A 15,672-nucleotide genomic window follows, 5' to 3' on the forward strand; every position below is an offset into this window, starting at 1 on the left:
CACCATGACTATCAAAGCGATCAACGTGCGTAACCAGTTCAAAGGCACCATCAAGGAAATCGTCGAAGGCGACGTACTGTCGGAAATCGACGTGCAGACCGCGTCCGGCATCGTCACCTCCGTGATCACCACCCGCTCGGTGAAAGAGCTGGAGTTGGTGATTGGCAGTGAAGTGATTGCGTTTGTGAAGTCCACCGAGGTGTCGATCGCCAAGCTGTGATCGGCTTCAGACCGCTATCGCAGGCAAGCCAGCTCCCACATTCGACCGATTTCCAACATGGGAATGCGGTCGAATGTGGGAGCGGGCTTGCTCGCGATAAGGCCGGCCCAGTCACCACAACCCTTATCGCTTAGGCAAAAACACCGGCAAATAAAGCCCCACATACGCATCAAACACCCGCATCCCTTCCTCCGCCATGCGCGGGGTGATCTGCCCATGCTGATGCACCGAGCGCGCGTAAACGCGGTCGCTTAGCTCCAGCGCCAGGGCAAACACGTCCACATCTGCCGGCAGCACCGGCACTTCAAAGTGGCGGTTGAACACTTGCAGCATCAAGTCCCCCAACTCCAGGTCATGCTGGCGGTCGGCCTGGGTCACTTCGGTGAGGCCGTGCTGGGCGAGGATCAATTGCCGGGCGGCGGCGTCGTTGCTGTAGATGGTCAGCATGCGCAGCTCCACCACGCGCGACAGGTCGCGCCAGTGATGCAGGCTGTCGTGGTCGATGGGGGCTTGTAGCGCGGCGCGGAATGCGGCGTGTACGTCAGCCGTCAATGCTTCGAGCAAGGCCGGTACGCTGGCGAAAAAGTGATACACCGATGACGGCGGAATCTGCGCCCGTTCGGCCACGCTGTAGATCGATAGGCTGGCCACGCCTTCGGCTGCCAGCAAGGTGCGGGCGGCGTCGAGGATCGCGTCGATCCGGGCCTGGCTGCGGGCGCGGGGTTTGCGAGGGGCGGCGGGGCGGGTGGTCATGGAAGTCTCCTACAAGGCAGAGCGCATTGTACGCAGAGATCCATATCGGTACAGATAGGGCTTGTTGTGGGGAGCAGGTTTGTTTGTGGTGAGTGGGCCTGTTGTGGCTAGGGCTTGTTTGTGGTGAGTGGGCTTGTTGTGGCTAGGGCTTGTCTGTGGCGAGCGGGCTTGCCCCGCGCTGGGCTGCGAAGCAGCCCCAAAACAAACACCGCGATGCATCAGATGCATCGCGGTGTTTTTGAATGAGGGCCGCTTCGCAGCCCCGCGCGGGGCAAGCCCGCTCGCCACAGACAAGCCCGCTCGCCACAGACAAGCCTGCTCACCACAAGCAAGCCCGCTCACCACAATCCGTTTACACGGTATGCAGGTACCAGTTGTACTCAAGGTCGGAGATGGAGTGTTCGAACTCCTCCAGCTCGCTTTCCTTGCAGGCGACGAAGATATCGATGTATTTCGGATCGATGTACTTGGCCATCACCTCGCTGTCGTCCAACTCGCGCAGTGCGTCACGCAGGTTGTTCGGCAGGCTTTGCTCGTTCTGCTCGTAGCTGTTGCCTTCCACCGGTGCGCCAGGTTCGATCTTGTTGGTCAGACCGTGGTGCACGCCCGCCAGGACCGAAGCCATCAGCAGGTAAGGGTTGGCATCGGCGCCGGCCACGCGGTGTTCGATACGTACCGCGTCGGACGAGCCGGTAGGGACGCGAATCGCCACGGTGCGGTTGTCCAGGCCCCAGCACGGCGAGTTCGGCACGTAGAACTGTGCGCCGAAACGACGGTAGGAGTTGACGTTGGGGCACAGGAAAGCCATTTGTGCAGGCAGGGTCTCCAGCACACCGCCGATCGCGTGACGCAATGCGGCGTTCTGCTCGGGATCCTCGCTGGCAAAGATGTTCTTGCCTTCTTTGTCCAGGATCGAAATATGCACGTGCAAACCGTTGCCTGCCTGGCCCGGGTAAGGCTTGGCCATGAAGGTGGTGTCCATCTCATGGTCGTAGGCAATGTTCTTGATCAAGCGCTTGAGCAGTACCGCGTAGTCGCATGCCTTGATCGGGTCGGCGACGTGGTGCAGGTTCACTTCGAACTGCGCCGGGGCACTTTCCTTGACGATGGCGTCGGCCGGGATGCCTTGCTCTTTGGCACCTTCCAGAATGTCCTGGAGGCAGTCGACGTATTCGTCGAGGTCGTCGATCAGGTAGACCTGTGTCGAGTGCGGGCGTTTGCCGGAAATCGGCGAGCGGGGAGGTTGTGGGCGGCCGTTCACGTTCTCCTGGTCGATCAGGTAGAACTCAAGCTCGAAGGCTGCGCAGATGGTCAGGCCCATATCGTCAAACTTGGTTACAACTTGGCGGAGCACTTCGCGCGGATCGGCGAAGAAAGGTTCACCTTCAAGTTCGTGCATGGTCATCAGCAGTTGCGCGGTAGGGCGCTTTTGCCAGGGTTCATTGCACAGGGTATCGGGGATTGGATAACAGATTCGGTCAGCATCACCGATGTCCAGACCCAGGCCGGTGCTTTCCACCGTCGAGCCATTGATATCCAGGGCAAATAAAGAGGCAGGCAAGTTGATGCCTTTCTCGTAAACCTTGTGGAGGCTGGTGCGTTCGATGCGCTTACCGCGCACCACACCATTCATATCCGCAATTAGAAGGTCTACGTACAGAACCTCAGGATGATCCTTAAGGAACGCGTTCGCTTCGTTAAGCTGAACGGCACGCGGGGGTACCGACATGATGCAACACCTTTGTTGTTAAAAATATCAATCATTGATCTTTTCTGGTTTCAGTCAACCCGAACGGCATGCCGAAGTCAAGCGAGGCCTTTTTTGCCCTAAAAAAGCGCCTTGAGGGCTTTTTTGCGGCTTTTTTGGGCAGTTTTATCGGTTTGCCCGGCTTGGGACTAGCAGGCTTGAGCGGGCCGTGTTGTATTTTTTACGGGGGTGTTGTGTAAAAAAATGAACAAGGCTAAGCTCGATTCAAACCCATAACAGCAATAATACCGGGGTGCTTCATGTCTGGCCTGCCGTTAATCGGCGTCACCGCCTGCTCCAAACAGGTTGGTCTGCATGCTTATCACATCAGTGGCGACAAATACGTCCGCGCCGTGGCCATCGCTGCCAAGGGCCTGCCATTGATTATTCCGTCCCTGGCGGACCTGTTCGAACCGGCCAATATTCTTGACGGTCTGGACGGCATTCTCTTTACCGGCTCCCCTTCCAATATCGAACCCCATCATTATGACGGTCCGGCCAGCGCGCCAGGGACTGCCCATGATCCTGCCCGTGACCAGAGCACCCTGGCGCTGATTCGCGCCGCGATTGCCGCAGGCGTGCCGGTGCTGGGGATCTGCCGGGGCTTCCAGGAAATGAACGTGGCCCTGGGCGGCAGCCTGCACCAGAAGGTTCATGAGTTGCCGGGTATGCTCGACCACCGCGAAGACGATACCCAGCCGCTGGAAGTCCAGTACGGCCCGGCGCACTCCGTGGCGATCAGCCCGGGTGGCGTATTGGCGAGTCTGGGCTTGCCGGACACGATCCAGGTCAACTCGATCCACAGCCAGGGCGTTGACCGCCTGGCGCCCGGCCTGCAGGTCGAAGCGAGCGCGCCGGACGGCCTGATCGAGGCTTTTTCGCTCAAACAGGGCAAGGCTTTTGCAGACGCTTTTGCATTAGGAGTGCAATGGCACCCTGAATGGCAGGTAAGCTCCAACCCGTACTACCTCGCGATCTTCCAGGCATTTGGCGATGCCTGCCGAACGCGGGCGAAACAAAGAGACGCGCACGCGTCAAACAACGCCTGACCTTTAATGGATGTCAGGAAACCCAGCCCAGAGGCATTTATGAGTAACAACCTCGACCAGCTCACCGATTGGTTGAAAGACCACAAGATCACAGAAGTCGAATGCATGATTGGCGACCTCACGGGGATCACCCGGGGCAAGATCTCGCCGACCAACAAGTTCATCGCCGAAAAAGGCATGCGCCTGCCCGAGAGCGTTCTGTTGCAGACCGTGACCGGCGACTATGTCGAAGACGACATCTATTACGAACTGCTCGACCCGGCCGACATCGACATGATCTGCCGCCCCGACCAGAACGCCGTGTTCCTCGTGCCCTGGGCCATCGAGCCCACCGCCCAGGTGATCCACGACACCTACGACAAGCAAGGCAACCCGATCGAGCTGTCGCCGCGCAACGTACTCAAGAAAGTCCTCAAGCTCTACGCCGACAAAGGCTGGCAGCCCATCGTGGCGCCGGAGATGGAGTTCTACCTGACCAAGCGCTGCGAAGACCCGGACTTCCCGCTGCAACCGCCGATTGGCCGCTCTGGCCGCCCGGAAACCGGTCGCCAGTCCTTCTCTATAGAAGCGGCCAACGAATTCGACCCGTTGTTCGAAGACGTCTATGACTGGTGCGAGCTGCAAGAGCTGGACCTCGACACCCTGATCCACGAGGACGGCACGGCGCAGATGGAAATCAACTTCCGTCACGGCGATGCCCTGTCCCTGGCCGACCAGATCCTGGTGTTCAAGCGCACCATGCGTGAAGCCGCGCTCAAGCACAACGTGGCCGCCACCTTCATGGCCAAGCCCATGACCGGTGAGCCGGGCAGCGCCATGCACCTGCACCAGAGCATCATCGACATCGCCACCGGCAAGAACGTGTTCTCCAATGAGGACGGTTCCAAGAGCGAGCTGTTCCTGCACCACATCGGCGGCCTGCAGAAGTTCATCCCCGAGCTGCTGCCGCTGTTCGCGCCCAACGTCAACTCGTTCCGCCGCTTCCTGCCCGACACCTCGGCGCCGGTGAACGTGGAGTGGGGCGAAGAGAACCGCACCGTCGGCCTGCGCGTACCGGATGCCGGCCCGCAGAACCGTCGCGTGGAAAACCGCCTGCCTGGCGCCGATGCCAACCCTTACCTGGCGATCGCCGCCAGCCTGCTGTGTGGCTATATCGGCATGGTCGAAGGCATCAGCCCAAGCGCGCCTGTTGTGGGTCGTGGTTACGAGCGGCGCAACCTGCGCCTGCCGTTGACCATCGAAGACGCGCTGGAACGCATGGAAAACAGCAAGACCATCGAGAAATACCTGGGTCACAAATTCATCACTGGCTACGTCGCGGTCAAGCGGGCCGAGCATGAAAACTTCAAGCGCGTGATCAGTTCGTGGGAGCGGGAATTCCTGCTCTTCGCCGTCTGATGCGCCGGGTGCGGCCGGGATACGCCGCACCTTCACCTACCTATTGGAGATTGGTATGTCCAGCAACAACCCGCAAACCCGTGAATGGCAAGCCCTGAGCAACGATCATCACCTGGCACCGTTCAGCGACTTCAAGCAGTTGAAAGAGAAAGGCCCGCGCATCATCACCAACGCCAAGGGCGTGTACCTGTGGGACAGCGAAGGCAACAAGATCCTCGACGGCATGGCCGGCCTGTGGTGCGTGGCCATCGGTTATGGCCGCGACGAGCTGGCTGACGCCGCCGCCAAGCAGATGAAACAACTGCCTTACTACAACCTGTTCTTCCAGACCGCCCACCCGCCGGTGCTGGAACTGGCCAAGGCCATCGCCGATATCGCCCCCGCCGGCATGAACCATGTGTTCTTCACCGGTTCCGGCTCCGAAGGCAACGACACCATGTTGCGCATGGTCCGCCACTACTGGGCGATCAAGGGCCAGCCAAACAAGAAAACCATCATCAGCCGCAAGAACGGTTACCACGGCTCCACGGTGGCCGGCGCGAGCCTGGGCGGCATGACCTATATGCACGAGCAGGGCGACTTGCCGATCCCGGGCATCGTGCATATCGCCCAGCCGTACTGGTTCGGCGAAGGCGGCGACATGAGCCCCGAAGAGTTCGGGATCTGGGCGGCCAACCAACTGGAAGAGAAAATTCTGGAAGTCGGCGTGGACAACGTCGGTGCCTTTATTGCCGAGCCGATCCAGGGCGCCGGTGGCGTGATTGTGCCGCCAGCGACCTACTGGCCGCGCATCAAGGAAATCCTCGCCAAGTACGACATCCTGTTTGTCGCCGACGAAGTGATCTGCGGCTTCGGCCGTACCGGTGAGTGGTTCGGAAGCGATTTCTACGATCTCAAGCCGGACATGATGACCATCGCCAAGGGCCTGACCTCGGGCTACATCCCCATGGGCGGCCTGATCGTGCGCGACGAAGTGGTGGCAGTGCTCAACGAAGGTGGCGATTTCAACCACGGCTTCACCTACTCCGGGCACCCGGTGGCGGCTGCGGTGGCCCTGGAAAACATCCGCATCATGCGCGATGAGAAAATTGTCAGCCGTGTACATGACGAAACGGCACCGTATTTGCAAAAGCGTCTACGCGAGCTGGCGGATCATCCGTTGGTGGGCGAAGTCCGTGGTGTCGGCATGTTGGGTGCGATCGAGCTGGTGCAGGACAAGGCCACGCGCAAGCGTTACGAAGGCAAGGGCGTGGGCATGATCTGCCGCACCTTCTGCTTCGAGAATGGCCTGATCATGCGCGCCGTGGGCGACACCATGATCATTTCGCCGCCGCTGGTGATCAGCAAGGCCGAGATTGACGAGCTGGTGACCAAGGCTCGCCAGTGCCTGGACCTGACTTTGGCGGCATTGCAGGGCTAAGTGCTAGGCTCAGAATGCAGCGGCTTGCGGCTGTTGCATTCGGGCAATGATAAATGCGGGGCTTTGGTTGAAAGCCGGCCCCTGAACTTGCCAGACTGTCGCCCTGTTTTGTTGCCCTTCGACGGGCCATGAAACGTAGAAAAATGTGGCCCAAAAAAGAAAAAATTGGAGCATGACCGAATGAAGGCATTAGGTTTGAAGAACGCTGGCAAGACCCTCCTGGCCTTGTCCCTCATGGGCGTGATGGCGGGCGCGGCCCAGGCGGACAGCAAAGTACTGCATGTCTATAACTGGTCCGACTACATTGCACCGGACACCATTGCCAACTTTGAGAAAGAGTCCGGCATCAAAGTGGTGTACGACGTTTTCGACAGCAACGAAACCCTGGAAGCCAAGCTGTTGGCGGGCAAGTCCGGTTACGACGTGGTTGTGCCGTCGAACAACTTCCTGGCCAAGCAGATCAAGGCCGGTGTGTACCAGGAGCTGGACAAGTCCAAGCTGCCAAACTGGAAAAACCTCGATACCGACCTGCTCAAGGCCGTGGGCGATGCCAGTGACAAAGGCAACCTGCACGCATTCCCGTACATGTGGGGCACCATCGGCATCGGCTACAACCCGGACAAGGTCAAGGCTGCGCTGGGCGTAGACAAGATCGACTCTTGGGACGTGCTGTTCAAGCCCGAGAACATCGAGAAACTCAAAAGCTGTGGCGTGAGCTTCCTCGACTCGCCAACCGAAATGATCCCGGTGGCCCTGCACTACCTGGGTTACCCGACCGACAGCCAGGACAAGAAGCAACTGGCTGAAGCCGAAGCACTGTTCCTCAAGATCCGTCCTTCGGTGGGCTACTTCCACTCCTCCAAGTACATCTCGGACCTGGCCAACGGCAACATCTGCGTAGCCGTGGGTTATTCGGGTGACCTGGAACAATCCAAGTCCCGCGCGGCTGAAGCCGGCGGCAAGGTCAAGGTTTCCTATGCCATTCCCAAGGAAGGCGCAGGCAGCTTCTACGACATGGTCGCTATCCCTAAAGATGCCGAGAACCTGGACGCCGCCTACCAGTTCATGAACTACCTGATGAAGCCTGAAGTCATGGCGGCAATCACTAACAGCGTACGTTTCCCGAACGGTAACAAGGCCGCTACGCCGCTGGTGAACAAGGATATCTCGGGCGATCCGAGCATCTATCCGTCGGATGATGTGAAGGCCAAGCTGTATGCAATCAGCGATCTGCCAGCCGCGACCCAGCGTCTGCTGACGCGCAGCTGGACCAAGATCAAGTCGGGTAAATAAGCACGAACCTGTAGGAGCGAGCTTGTGTGGGAGCGGGCTTGCTCGCGAAAGCGGTGTATCAGTAGACATAAATGCTGGCTGACACGCCCCCTTCGCGAGCAAGCCCGCTCCCACCCAGGCCCGCTCTCACAAATTAAATGACAGAAAGTTTTGCCGGATCGGTTTATCGAGGGTAAGTTGCGCGCCGGTTTTGTTGCCGGGCAACAACTTCGGGCCCAACTATTTAAGAGGACCTCCACTTGCCAATTTCTTTATTTCGCAAAGCCTTGCTGGTAGGGGCGGGCCTCACGTTGGCAGTCAGCGTGCAGGCAGCTTCCACCGTGCATGTTTATAACTGGTCGGACTATATCGGCCCCGACACCCTGGCCAACTTTGAAAAGGCCACCGGCATCAAGCCGGTCTACGACGTGTTCGATTCCAACGAAACCCTGGAAGGCAAGTTGCTGGCCGGGCGCACCGGGTATGACGTGGTGGTGCCGTCCAACCACTTCCTGGGCAAGCAGATCAAGGCGGGCGCGTTCCAGAAGATCGACAAGTCGTTGCTCGGCAACTACGCCAATCTCGACCCGGCGTTGCTCAAGCGCCTGGAAAAGAACGACCCGGGCAACCAATACGCGGTGCCGTACCTGTGGGGCACCAACGGCATTGGCTACAACGTCGATAAAGTGAAGGAAGTGCTGGGCGTCGACAAGATCGACTCCTGGGCCGTGCTGTTCGAGCCACAAAACATGAAGAAGCTGGCCAGCTGCGGTGTGTCCTTCATGGACTCGGCCGATGAAATGCTGCCGGCGGTGCTCAACTATATGGGCCTGGACCCTAACAGCACCAACCCGGCTGACTATAAAAAGGCCGAGGAAAAACTCCTGAAAGTGCGGCCCTACGTGACCTACTTCCACTCCTCCAAATACATCTCGGACCTGGCCAACGGCAATATCTGCGTGGCTGCGGGCTTCTCCGGCGATGTGTTCCAGGCCAAGGCCCGGGCGGCCGAGGCTGGCAAGGGCGTGAACATCGCCTACGCGATTCCCAAGGAAGGCGGCAACCTGTGGTTTGACGTGCTGGCGATCCCCAAGGACTCGACCAACGTCAAAGAGGCCCACGCCTTCATCAACTATCTACTGCAACCTGAAGTGATCGCTCAGGTCAGTGATTACGTCGGCTACGCCAACCCTAACCCAGGGGCGGACACGCTGATGGAGCAATCGATACGCACCGACGAAGCGGTTTATCCACCGCAGGCGGTTCTCGACCGGACGTTTGTCAACTTCGAGCTACCCCCGAAAGTGCAACGCTTGATGACCCGTAGCTGGACCAAGGTCAAGACGGGCAAGTAAGGCTAAAACTATCCAACGTTCGTCCGTATTGGACGTTCTGCACTCTTTTTTTCTGGGAGTTTCGTAAATGGCAGTTGCCTCCGGCGCCTATAAGAAAGCCCTCGAGGGCGACCAGACACCGAAAAAGGTGTTGGTCAAAATCGACCGGGTCACGAAGAAGTTCGACGAGACGATTGCCGTGGACGATGTGTCCCTGGAAATCAAGAAAGGCGAGATCTTTGCCTTGCTCGGCGGTTCGGGTTCGGGCAAGTCCACCTTGCTGCGCATGCTCGCAGGTTTCGAGCGCCCGACCGAAGGGCGGATTTTCCTCGACGGTGTGGATATCACCGACATGCCGCCCTACGAGCGGCCGATCAACATGATGTTCCAGTCCTACGCCTTGTTCCCACACATGACCGTGGCGCAGAACATCGCCTTCGGCCTGCAACAGGACAAGATCCCCAAGGCCGAGGTCGAGGCCCGCGTGGCCGAGATGCTCAAGCTGGTGCAGATGAGCCAGTACGCCAAGCGCAAGCCGCACCAGCTGTCGGGCGGCCAGCGTCAGCGCGTGGCCCTGGCCCGGTCCTTGGCCAAACGCCCGAAACTGCTGTTGCTCGATGAGCCGATGGGCGCCCTGGACAAGAAGCTGCGCTCGCAGATGCAACTGGAGTTGGTGGAGATCATCGAGCGCGTCGGCGTGACCTGCGTGATGGTGACCCACGACCAGGAAGAGGCCATGACTATGGCCGAGCGCATCGCGATCATGCACCTGGGCTGGATCGCGCAGATCGGCAGCCCGATCGATATCTACGAAACCCCCACCAGCCGCCTGGTGTGCGAGTTCATCGGCAACGTCAACATCTTCGACACCGTGGTGGTGGATGACGCCGAAGGCCATGCGGTGCTCAAGTGCGCCGACCTGGACCGCGATATCTACGTGGGCTATGGCATCGCCACGTCGGTGGAAGACAAGTCGGTGACCTACGCCATCCGCCCGGAAAAACTGCTGGTCACCACCGAAATGCCGACCTGCGAGCACAACTGGTCCAGCGGCAAGGTGCATGACATTGCCTACCTGGGCGGCCACTCGGTGTTCTACGTCGAACTGCCGAGCGGCAAGCTGGTGCAGTCCTTCGTTGCCAACGCCGAACGCCGTGGCGCGCGGCCGACCTGGGGTGACCAGGTCTACGTGTGGTGGGAAGACGACAGCGGCGTGGTACTTCGCTCATGAACATGAAGAAATTCAAACGGCGACTGCACCGAATAATTCCCAGCGGCAAGCAGGTGGTCATCGGGATTCCGTTCCTGTGGCTGTTCCTGTTCTTCATGCTGCCGTTCTTCATCGTCCTGAAGATCAGCTTTGCCGAAGCCGACGTGGCGATCCCGCCCTACACCGAGATCTACACCTACATCGAGCAGAAGCTGGAGGTGGTGCTCAACCTGGCCAACTACAGCCTGCTGGCCGGCGACGAGCTGTACATCGCCGCCTACCTGGGCTCGTTGAAGATGGCGTTTTTCAGCACGGCCTTGTGCCTGCTGATCGGCTACCCGATGGCCTACGCCATCGCCAGTGCGCGCAAAGAGATGCAGACCGTGCTGGTGCTGCTGATCATGATGCCGACCTGGACCGCGATCCTGATCCGGGTGTATGCGTGGATGGGCATCCTCAGCAACAACGGCTTGCTCAATGGCTTTTTGATGTCCATGGGGTTGATCAACGAACCGTTGCAGATCCTCAACACCAACATCGCGGTGTATATCGGCGTGGTCTATTCGTACCTGCCGTTCATGATCCTGCCGCTGTACGCCAACCTGGTCAAACATGACCAGAGCCTGCTGGAAGCGGCATCGGACCTGGGTTCGAGCACCTTCAACAGCTTCTGGAAAATCACCGTGCCGCTGTCCAAGAACGGCATCATCGCCGGCTGCATGCTGGTGTTCATCCCGGTGGTGGGCGAGTTCGTGATCCCGGAACTGCTGGGCGGCCCGGAAACCCTGATGATCGGTAAAGTGTTGTGGCAAGAGTTCTTCAACAACCGCGACTGGCCGGTGGCTTCTGCCCTGGCGGTGGTGATGCTGGCGATCCTGATCGTGCCCATCATTCTGTTTAACCGCAGCCAAGCCAAAGAGATGGAGGGCAAGGTATGAAGCGCTTCAGTTTCTCCAGCTTCATGCTGGTCGTAGGGCTGCTGTTCATCTACCTGCCGATGCTGATCCTGGTGATCTATTCGTTCAACGAATCGAAACTGGTGACGGTGTGGGGCGGTTGGTCGATCAAGTGGTACGTGGGCCTGCTGGACAACACCCAGTTGATGGGCTCGGTGGCGCGCTCCCTGGAAATCGCCTGCTACACGGCGGTGGCCGCGGTGGCGCTGGGTACGTTGGCAGCGTTTGTGCTGACCCGTATCAGCCAGTTCAAGGGCCGCACGCTGTTCGGCGGCCTGGTGACGGCGCCGCTGGTGATGCCGGAAGTGATCACCGGTCTGTCGCTGTTGCTGCTGTTCGTGGCCATGGCGCAGATGATCGGTTGGCCCCAGGAGCGTGGCATTGTCACCATCTGGATCGCCCACACCACGTTCTGTGCGGCGTATGTGGCGGTGGTGGTGTCGGCGCGCCTGCGTGAGCTGGACCTGTCGATCGAAGAAGCGGCCATGGACCTCGGTGCGCGGCCGTGGAAGGTGTTCTTCCTGATCACCATCCCGATGATCGCGCCGTCGTTGGCGGCGGGCGGCATGATGTCGTTCGCGTTGTCCCTGGATGACCTGGTACTTGCCAGCTTCGTCTCGGGCCCGGGCTCCACCACCTTGCCGATGGAAGTGTTCTCGGCGGTGCGCCTTGGGGTCAAACCCGAGATCAACGCCGTGGCCAGCCTGATCCTGCTGGCGGTGTCGCTGGTGACATTCCTGGTGTGGTACTTCAGCCGTCGCGCTGAAGAGCGGCGCAAGAAGGCGATCCAGCAAGCCATCGAAGAAGCGGCAGCGGATGGCTGGAAACAGCCGGATGTACGCCGCGCGCCCGCACCGGTCTAAAGCCCGGTACTCGGTCAAAATGTGGGAGCTGGCTTGCCTGCGATAGCGGTGCGTCAGTCACTGAAGATGTGACTGATCCATCGCTATCGCAGGCAAGCCAGCTCCCACATTTGATTGCATTTCAAGTTGATTAAGCAGTCCACGGCGACCGGCGAATCACCTCGACAAAGTTCAGCGGCTTGAACCCCGGCTCCTGATCCACCAACACATCGGTCTTCACGTTGCCAAACGTGGTCTGCGGGCGATGGCGCAAGCCGTCGGCAAACGCGCAGATGATGCATTCCTTGAACCCTTCGCCCCGTGGATGCGCATGCACCACTGCCTCGCGCTGCACGTGGGTAAACGCGGCGTAGTCCATGCCCAGCACATCCATCTCCACGCCAGCGGTCACCAGGGCGACGGTAGGGCGCAGGTGCTGAGGTACCCCCGGCGTGGTGTGCAGGGCAATGGACAGCCACACTTGCTCGATATCGTCGTCGCTTAAACCATAGGGCTTGAGAAAGGCGGCGGCAGCGTTGGCGCCGTCCACTTCAAAACGCTCGTTGTCGCTGCGATGGCCTGCCACCAGGCCCAGGTCATGGAACATTGCGCCGACGTAGAGCAGCTCCGGGTTGTAGGTCAATTGCTTGCGCTCGCCGCTCAGGGCGCCAAACAGGAAGACGCGACGGGAGTGGTGGTAGAGCAGGTCGGATTCAATGTCGCGGATGTATTCGGTGGTAGCCTTGGCCAGGGCACTGTCGGGGATTTTGATGCCGGCGATGGTGGTACTCATGGTCATGCTCCTCACGAGGGCGCCGGGTTGGCGCTGGTGAGTGCAGTCTGGACGCGCCTGTGCGCGAGGGCCATCGGGGTGAGGATGCGATCCCGGCCAATGTGCGGTCACATCGTGCCACGTGAAATCGGCTAGGGTGTAGCAGGCACTGCTATCCCTTGAAGCCTGCAACAATCCAAATGTGGGAGCGGGCTTGCTCGCGAATGCGCAGTGTCAGTCACCAGATGTATAGACTGATCCACCGCTTTCGCGAGCAAGCCCGCTCCCACATTTGTTTCTTCGTTTATTCCGGTAGAAAGGTGTGCCATCCATGCACAAGACCGTCGCGATCCTGATCTTCCCCGGCGTCCAGTCACTGGATGTGACCGGTCCCATGGACGTGTTCTGCGAGGCCAATCGCTTCCTGGCGCCTGCGGATCATTACCAGCTCGAAGTCATCGGCCAGGTCCAGGGCCAGATCGCCTGTTCCAACGGCCTGTCATTGCAGGCCCACATCCACTACAGCGAGGCATTGCAAGCCTATGACCTGTTGCTGGTAGCCGGTGGCCCGCAGTTGCCCTTCGAGGATTTCGGCCCGGGGTTCAATCAGTGGCTGCAGGGCGCCAGTGCCAGGGCTCGGCGTTTCGGCTCGATCTGCAATGGCGCGTTCATGCTCGCGCGTGCCGGTTTGCTGGAGGGGCGCACGGTCACCACGCACTGGGGCGACGCGGCGGATCTGGCGCGACTATGCCCCTCGACCCAGGTCGACGCCGACCGCTTGTACGTGCAAGACGCCAACCTCTACACCTCGGCCGGGGTCACGGCGGGCATCGATCTGTCGTTGTACCTGCTGGCCCAGGACCACGGCCCGGAAGTGGCGTTGAGCGTGGCCAAGCGCCTGGTGGTGTTTACCCAGCGCAGCGGCGGGCAGTCCCAGTTCAGCCCGTTCCTGACGCCCCATGCCGAATCTTCCTCGGCCGTGGCGCAGGTGCAGTTGTACGTGCTGGCGAACCTGACCGGTGACCTGGGCATTGCCGACCTGGCCCGCGCGGCCAACATGAGTGCGCGCAACTTTTCGCGGGTATTTGCCCGGGAGGCGCGGATCACCCCGGCGGAATTTGTCGAGCGGGCGCGGGTGGATGCGGCGCGGGTGATGCTCGAAAGCAGCAGCGCGCCGCTCAAGACCGTGGCCTATCAATGCGGCTTTCGCGATGCCCAGCACCTGCGCAGTGTGTTCAACCGCCGGCTGGGCGTGACGCCGCAGCAGTTTCGGCTCAACTTTGCGGCGCCGGTTTAAGCGTGTCGTAGGCTTCCAGCGCGCGCAGCGAGTAGATGTAGGCGGCGCCGGCATTCAGTGAAATGGCAGTGGCCAGCGTTGCGGCGACTTCTTCGCGGGTGGCGCCGGCCTTGATCGCGGCGTCGGCATGTACGCCGATACAACCGTCGCAGCGCGTGGTGATCGCCACTGCAATCGAGATCAGTTCGCGGGTCTTGGCATCCAGGACGTTGTTTTCCTCGGCGGCTTCGCCAAGCGCCATGTAGGCTTTGACCATCTTCGGGTTGCTCTTGCCCAGTGTGCCAAAGGCTTTCTTCACGGTAGGCAGCAAGTCGGACCAGTTATTGAACATTGCGATGACTCCTGAACGGGTTGGGTGTGAAGCCAGTGTGTGCCGTTCGGGTTTGGCGGTATTGTTCGATCCGCTCAACTTTTTGACCGATATTCGCAAATGAACGCTATCGACACCCTGATCACCCTGGCCAACCTGCGCGGCAACCTCGACGTACGTTGCCAGTTCCAGGGCGACTGGGCCCTGGACCATGCGCCCGAGGCCCTGGGCGTGGCGCCGTACCACATTGTGGTCAGTGGCACTTGCCGCGCCGAACTTTCGGCTGGGCAACGAGTGACCCTGGAGGAGGGCGACATCCTGCTGTTGCCCGGCGGCGCGACTCACCTGTTGCGTAGCCAGGGCGCGACGGTACCGGCGATGTTGCCCAGGGTGATCGACGACGGTGTCCTCACGGTGCATCGTCTGGGTGGCGATCAGCCGGAGGTGGAGATGCTCTGTGGCAGTTTTCACTACAACCGCCAGTCGTTGCTGTTCGCGGCCTTGCCGACGTATCTGGTGGTGTCCAGCCGGCAATGGCAGGCCGACGGGCAACTGGCAGCCCTGATTGCCCTGATGCGCAGCGAAGCGGATAGCGAACGGCTCGGTGCGCGGTCGTTCATTGATGCGCTGTCGGTGGCCCTGTTCACCTTGCTGGTGCGCACCTGGCTGGCACAACAGGCCCCGCTGGCGGGGACGTTTGCCTTGCTCATCGACAAACGCCTGGGCCGCGCCTGGCAGGCGATGCTGGCCGAGCCCGGGCATGACTGGACCATCGACAGCCTGGCCGGCGCGGCGTCGATGTCCCGGGCCACGTTCATGCGCGCGTTTGTCAAAGTGGCGGGCGTATCGCCGTGGGTGCTGCTGACCCAGTTGCGCATGGAGCTGGCGTTCAACCTGTTGCAGCAGTCGCGGTTGAGCCTGACGGATATCGCCGCCCGGGTGGGTTATCAATCCCAGGCGGCGTTCAGCAAGAAATTCAAGGAGGCGTATGGCCAGGCGCCCGGTCGGATGCGTAACGCAGATTAAAATTGTGTGTGCGGGCTTGCTCGCGAATGCGGTGGATCAGTCTATACATGTGGTGACTGACACTAC

At 60.2% G+C, this 15,672-nt stretch carries 15 protein-coding genes; 11 read left to right on the forward strand and 4 right to left on the reverse strand.

Annotated elements, in window-relative coordinates; translation table 11 throughout:
• The first annotated feature begins 4 nt into the window (after positions 1 to 4).
• Entirely contained in the window at positions 5 to 220 is a 216-nt protein-coding gene (locus tag FIV38_RS20125) for a TOBE domain-containing protein (RefSeq protein ID WP_003213899.1), read from the forward strand.
• A gap of 123 nt (positions 221 to 343) precedes the next feature.
• On the opposite strand, the gene FIV38_RS20130 is transcribed toward FIV38_RS20125, so the two are convergent.
• On the reverse strand, positions 344 to 973 hold the full coding sequence (locus tag FIV38_RS20130; RefSeq protein ID WP_029289463.1) for a TetR/AcrR family transcriptional regulator: 630 nt from the start codon (positions 971 to 973) through the stop codon (positions 344 to 346).
• Positions 974 to 1,325: 352 nt separating this feature from the next.
• The gene (locus tag FIV38_RS20135) at positions 1,326 to 2,702 is read right to left on the reverse strand and encodes a glutamine synthetase family protein (protein ID WP_029289461.1); all 1,377 of its coding nucleotides are present in this window, start codon (positions 2,700 to 2,702) and stop codon (positions 1,326 to 1,328) included.
• A gap of 278 nt (positions 2,703 to 2,980) precedes the next feature.
• Here FIV38_RS20135 and FIV38_RS20140 point away from each other — a divergent pair, with 278 nt between their 5' ends.
• The 8 genes from FIV38_RS20140 (at position 2,981) to FIV38_RS20180 (ending at position 12,222) form a co-directional block, all read left to right on the forward strand.
• Positions 2,981 to 3,769 (forward strand): gamma-glutamyl-gamma-aminobutyrate hydrolase family protein, encoded by a 789-nt coding sequence (locus FIV38_RS20140; protein WP_092231231.1) that lies wholly within the window; start codon positions 2,981 to 2,983, stop codon positions 3,767 to 3,769.
• 39 nt (positions 3,770 to 3,808) lie between these two features.
• Positions 3,809 to 5,167 (forward strand): glutamine synthetase family protein, encoded by a 1,359-nt coding sequence (locus FIV38_RS20145; RefSeq protein WP_029289457.1) that lies wholly within the window; start codon positions 3,809 to 3,811, stop codon positions 5,165 to 5,167.
• Between the two features lie 55 nt (positions 5,168 to 5,222).
• On the forward strand, positions 5,223 to 6,587 hold the full coding sequence (locus FIV38_RS20150; RefSeq protein ID WP_092231228.1) for an aspartate aminotransferase family protein: 1,365 nt from the start codon (positions 5,223 to 5,225) through the stop codon (positions 6,585 to 6,587).
• Positions 6,588 to 6,782: 195 nt separating this feature from the next.
• Positions 6,783 to 7,880: a polyamine ABC transporter substrate-binding protein gene (locus FIV38_RS20155; protein WP_029289453.1), complete on the forward strand. Its 1,098-nt coding sequence runs from the start codon at positions 6,783 to 6,785 to the stop codon at positions 7,878 to 7,880.
• Positions 7,881 to 8,119: 239 nt separating this feature from the next.
• Positions 8,120 to 9,214 (forward strand): polyamine ABC transporter substrate-binding protein, encoded by a 1,095-nt coding sequence (locus FIV38_RS20165; RefSeq protein ID WP_029289451.1) that lies wholly within the window; start codon positions 8,120 to 8,122, stop codon positions 9,212 to 9,214.
• 67 nt (positions 9,215 to 9,281) lie between these two features.
• On the forward strand, positions 9,282 to 10,424 hold the full coding sequence (locus tag FIV38_RS20170; RefSeq protein ID WP_029289449.1) for an ABC transporter ATP-binding protein: 1,143 nt from the start codon (positions 9,282 to 9,284) through the stop codon (positions 10,422 to 10,424).
• On the forward strand, positions 10,421 to 11,341 hold the full coding sequence (locus FIV38_RS20175) for an ABC transporter permease subunit (RefSeq protein WP_029289447.1): 921 nt from the start codon (positions 10,421 to 10,423) through the stop codon (positions 11,339 to 11,341). Before FIV38_RS20170 ends, FIV38_RS20175 begins: the two co-directional genes overlap by 4 nt.
• Entirely contained in the window at positions 11,338 to 12,222 is an 885-nt protein-coding gene (locus tag FIV38_RS20180) for an ABC transporter permease subunit (protein ID WP_029289445.1), read from the forward strand. Before FIV38_RS20175 ends, FIV38_RS20180 begins: the two co-directional genes overlap by 4 nt.
• 130 nt (positions 12,223 to 12,352) lie before the next feature.
• Here the strand turns inward: FIV38_RS20180 and FIV38_RS20185 are convergent, their stop codons facing one another.
• Positions 12,353 to 12,994 carry an HD domain-containing protein gene (locus tag FIV38_RS20185; protein ID WP_092231225.1) on the reverse strand — a complete coding sequence of 214 codons (642 nt, stop codon included), beginning with the start codon at positions 12,992 to 12,994 and terminating at the stop codon, positions 12,353 to 12,355.
• Between the two features lie 310 nt (positions 12,995 to 13,304).
• On the opposite strand from FIV38_RS20185, the gene FIV38_RS20190 reads away from it, so the two are divergent.
• The gene (locus FIV38_RS20190; protein ID WP_092231222.1) at positions 13,305 to 14,270 is read left to right on the forward strand and encodes a GlxA family transcriptional regulator; all 966 of its coding nucleotides are present in this window, start codon (positions 13,305 to 13,307) and stop codon (positions 14,268 to 14,270) included.
• On the opposite strand, the gene FIV38_RS20195 is transcribed toward FIV38_RS20190, so the two are convergent.
• Positions 14,248 to 14,601, reverse strand: a complete 354-nt coding sequence (locus tag FIV38_RS20195) for a carboxymuconolactone decarboxylase family protein (protein ID WP_028618364.1) — start codon at positions 14,599 to 14,601, stop codon at positions 14,248 to 14,250. The two genes, FIV38_RS20190 and FIV38_RS20195, sit on opposite strands and share 23 nt — an antisense overlap.
• A gap of 99 nt (positions 14,602 to 14,700) precedes the next feature.
• On the opposite strand from FIV38_RS20195, the gene FIV38_RS20200 reads away from it, so the two are divergent.
• Entirely contained in the window at positions 14,701 to 15,606 is a 906-nt protein-coding gene (locus tag FIV38_RS20200; protein WP_092231219.1) for an AraC family transcriptional regulator, read from the forward strand.
• Positions 15,607 to 15,672: the final 66 nt, after the last annotated feature.

Origin of the sequence: Pseudomonas proteolytica, assembly GCF_007858275.1 — a bacterium.
Lineage (GTDB): Bacteria > Pseudomonadota > Gammaproteobacteria > Pseudomonadales > Pseudomonadaceae > Aquipseudomonas > Aquipseudomonas proteolytica.

Excerpts from the sequence above, each read along its gene's own strand:
- FIV38_RS20125 (WP_003213899.1), top strand. The coding sequence starts at position 5 with ATGACTATCAAAGCGATCAACGTGCGTAACCAGTTCAAAGGCACCATC.
- FIV38_RS20130 (WP_029289463.1), bottom strand. The coding sequence starts at position 973 with ATGACCACCCGCCCCGCCGCCCCTCGCAAACCCCGCGCCCGCAGCCAG.
- FIV38_RS20135 (WP_029289461.1), bottom strand. The coding sequence starts at position 2,702 with ATGTCGGTACCCCCGCGTGCCGTTCAGCTTAACGAAGCGAACGCGTTC.
- FIV38_RS20140 (WP_092231231.1), top strand. The coding sequence starts at position 2,981 with ATGTCTGGCCTGCCGTTAATCGGCGTCACCGCCTGCTCCAAACAGGTT.
- FIV38_RS20145 (WP_029289457.1), top strand. The coding sequence starts at position 3,809 with ATGAGTAACAACCTCGACCAGCTCACCGATTGGTTGAAAGACCACAAG.
- FIV38_RS20150 (WP_092231228.1), top strand. The coding sequence starts at position 5,223 with ATGTCCAGCAACAACCCGCAAACCCGTGAATGGCAAGCCCTGAGCAAC.
- FIV38_RS20170 (WP_029289449.1), top strand. The coding sequence starts at position 9,282 with ATGGCAGTTGCCTCCGGCGCCTATAAGAAAGCCCTCGAGGGCGACCAG.
- FIV38_RS20175 (WP_029289447.1), top strand. The coding sequence starts at position 10,421 with ATGAACATGAAGAAATTCAAACGGCGACTGCACCGAATAATTCCCAGC.
- FIV38_RS20180 (WP_029289445.1), top strand. The coding sequence starts at position 11,338 with ATGAAGCGCTTCAGTTTCTCCAGCTTCATGCTGGTCGTAGGGCTGCTG.
- FIV38_RS20185 (WP_092231225.1), bottom strand. The coding sequence starts at position 12,994 with ATGAGTACCACCATCGCCGGCATCAAAATCCCCGACAGTGCCCTGGCC.
- FIV38_RS20190 (WP_092231222.1), top strand. The coding sequence starts at position 13,305 with ATGCACAAGACCGTCGCGATCCTGATCTTCCCCGGCGTCCAGTCACTG.
- FIV38_RS20195 (WP_028618364.1), bottom strand. The coding sequence starts at position 14,601 with ATGTTCAATAACTGGTCCGACTTGCTGCCTACCGTGAAGAAAGCCTTT.
- FIV38_RS20200 (WP_092231219.1), top strand. The coding sequence starts at position 14,701 with ATGAACGCTATCGACACCCTGATCACCCTGGCCAACCTGCGCGGCAAC.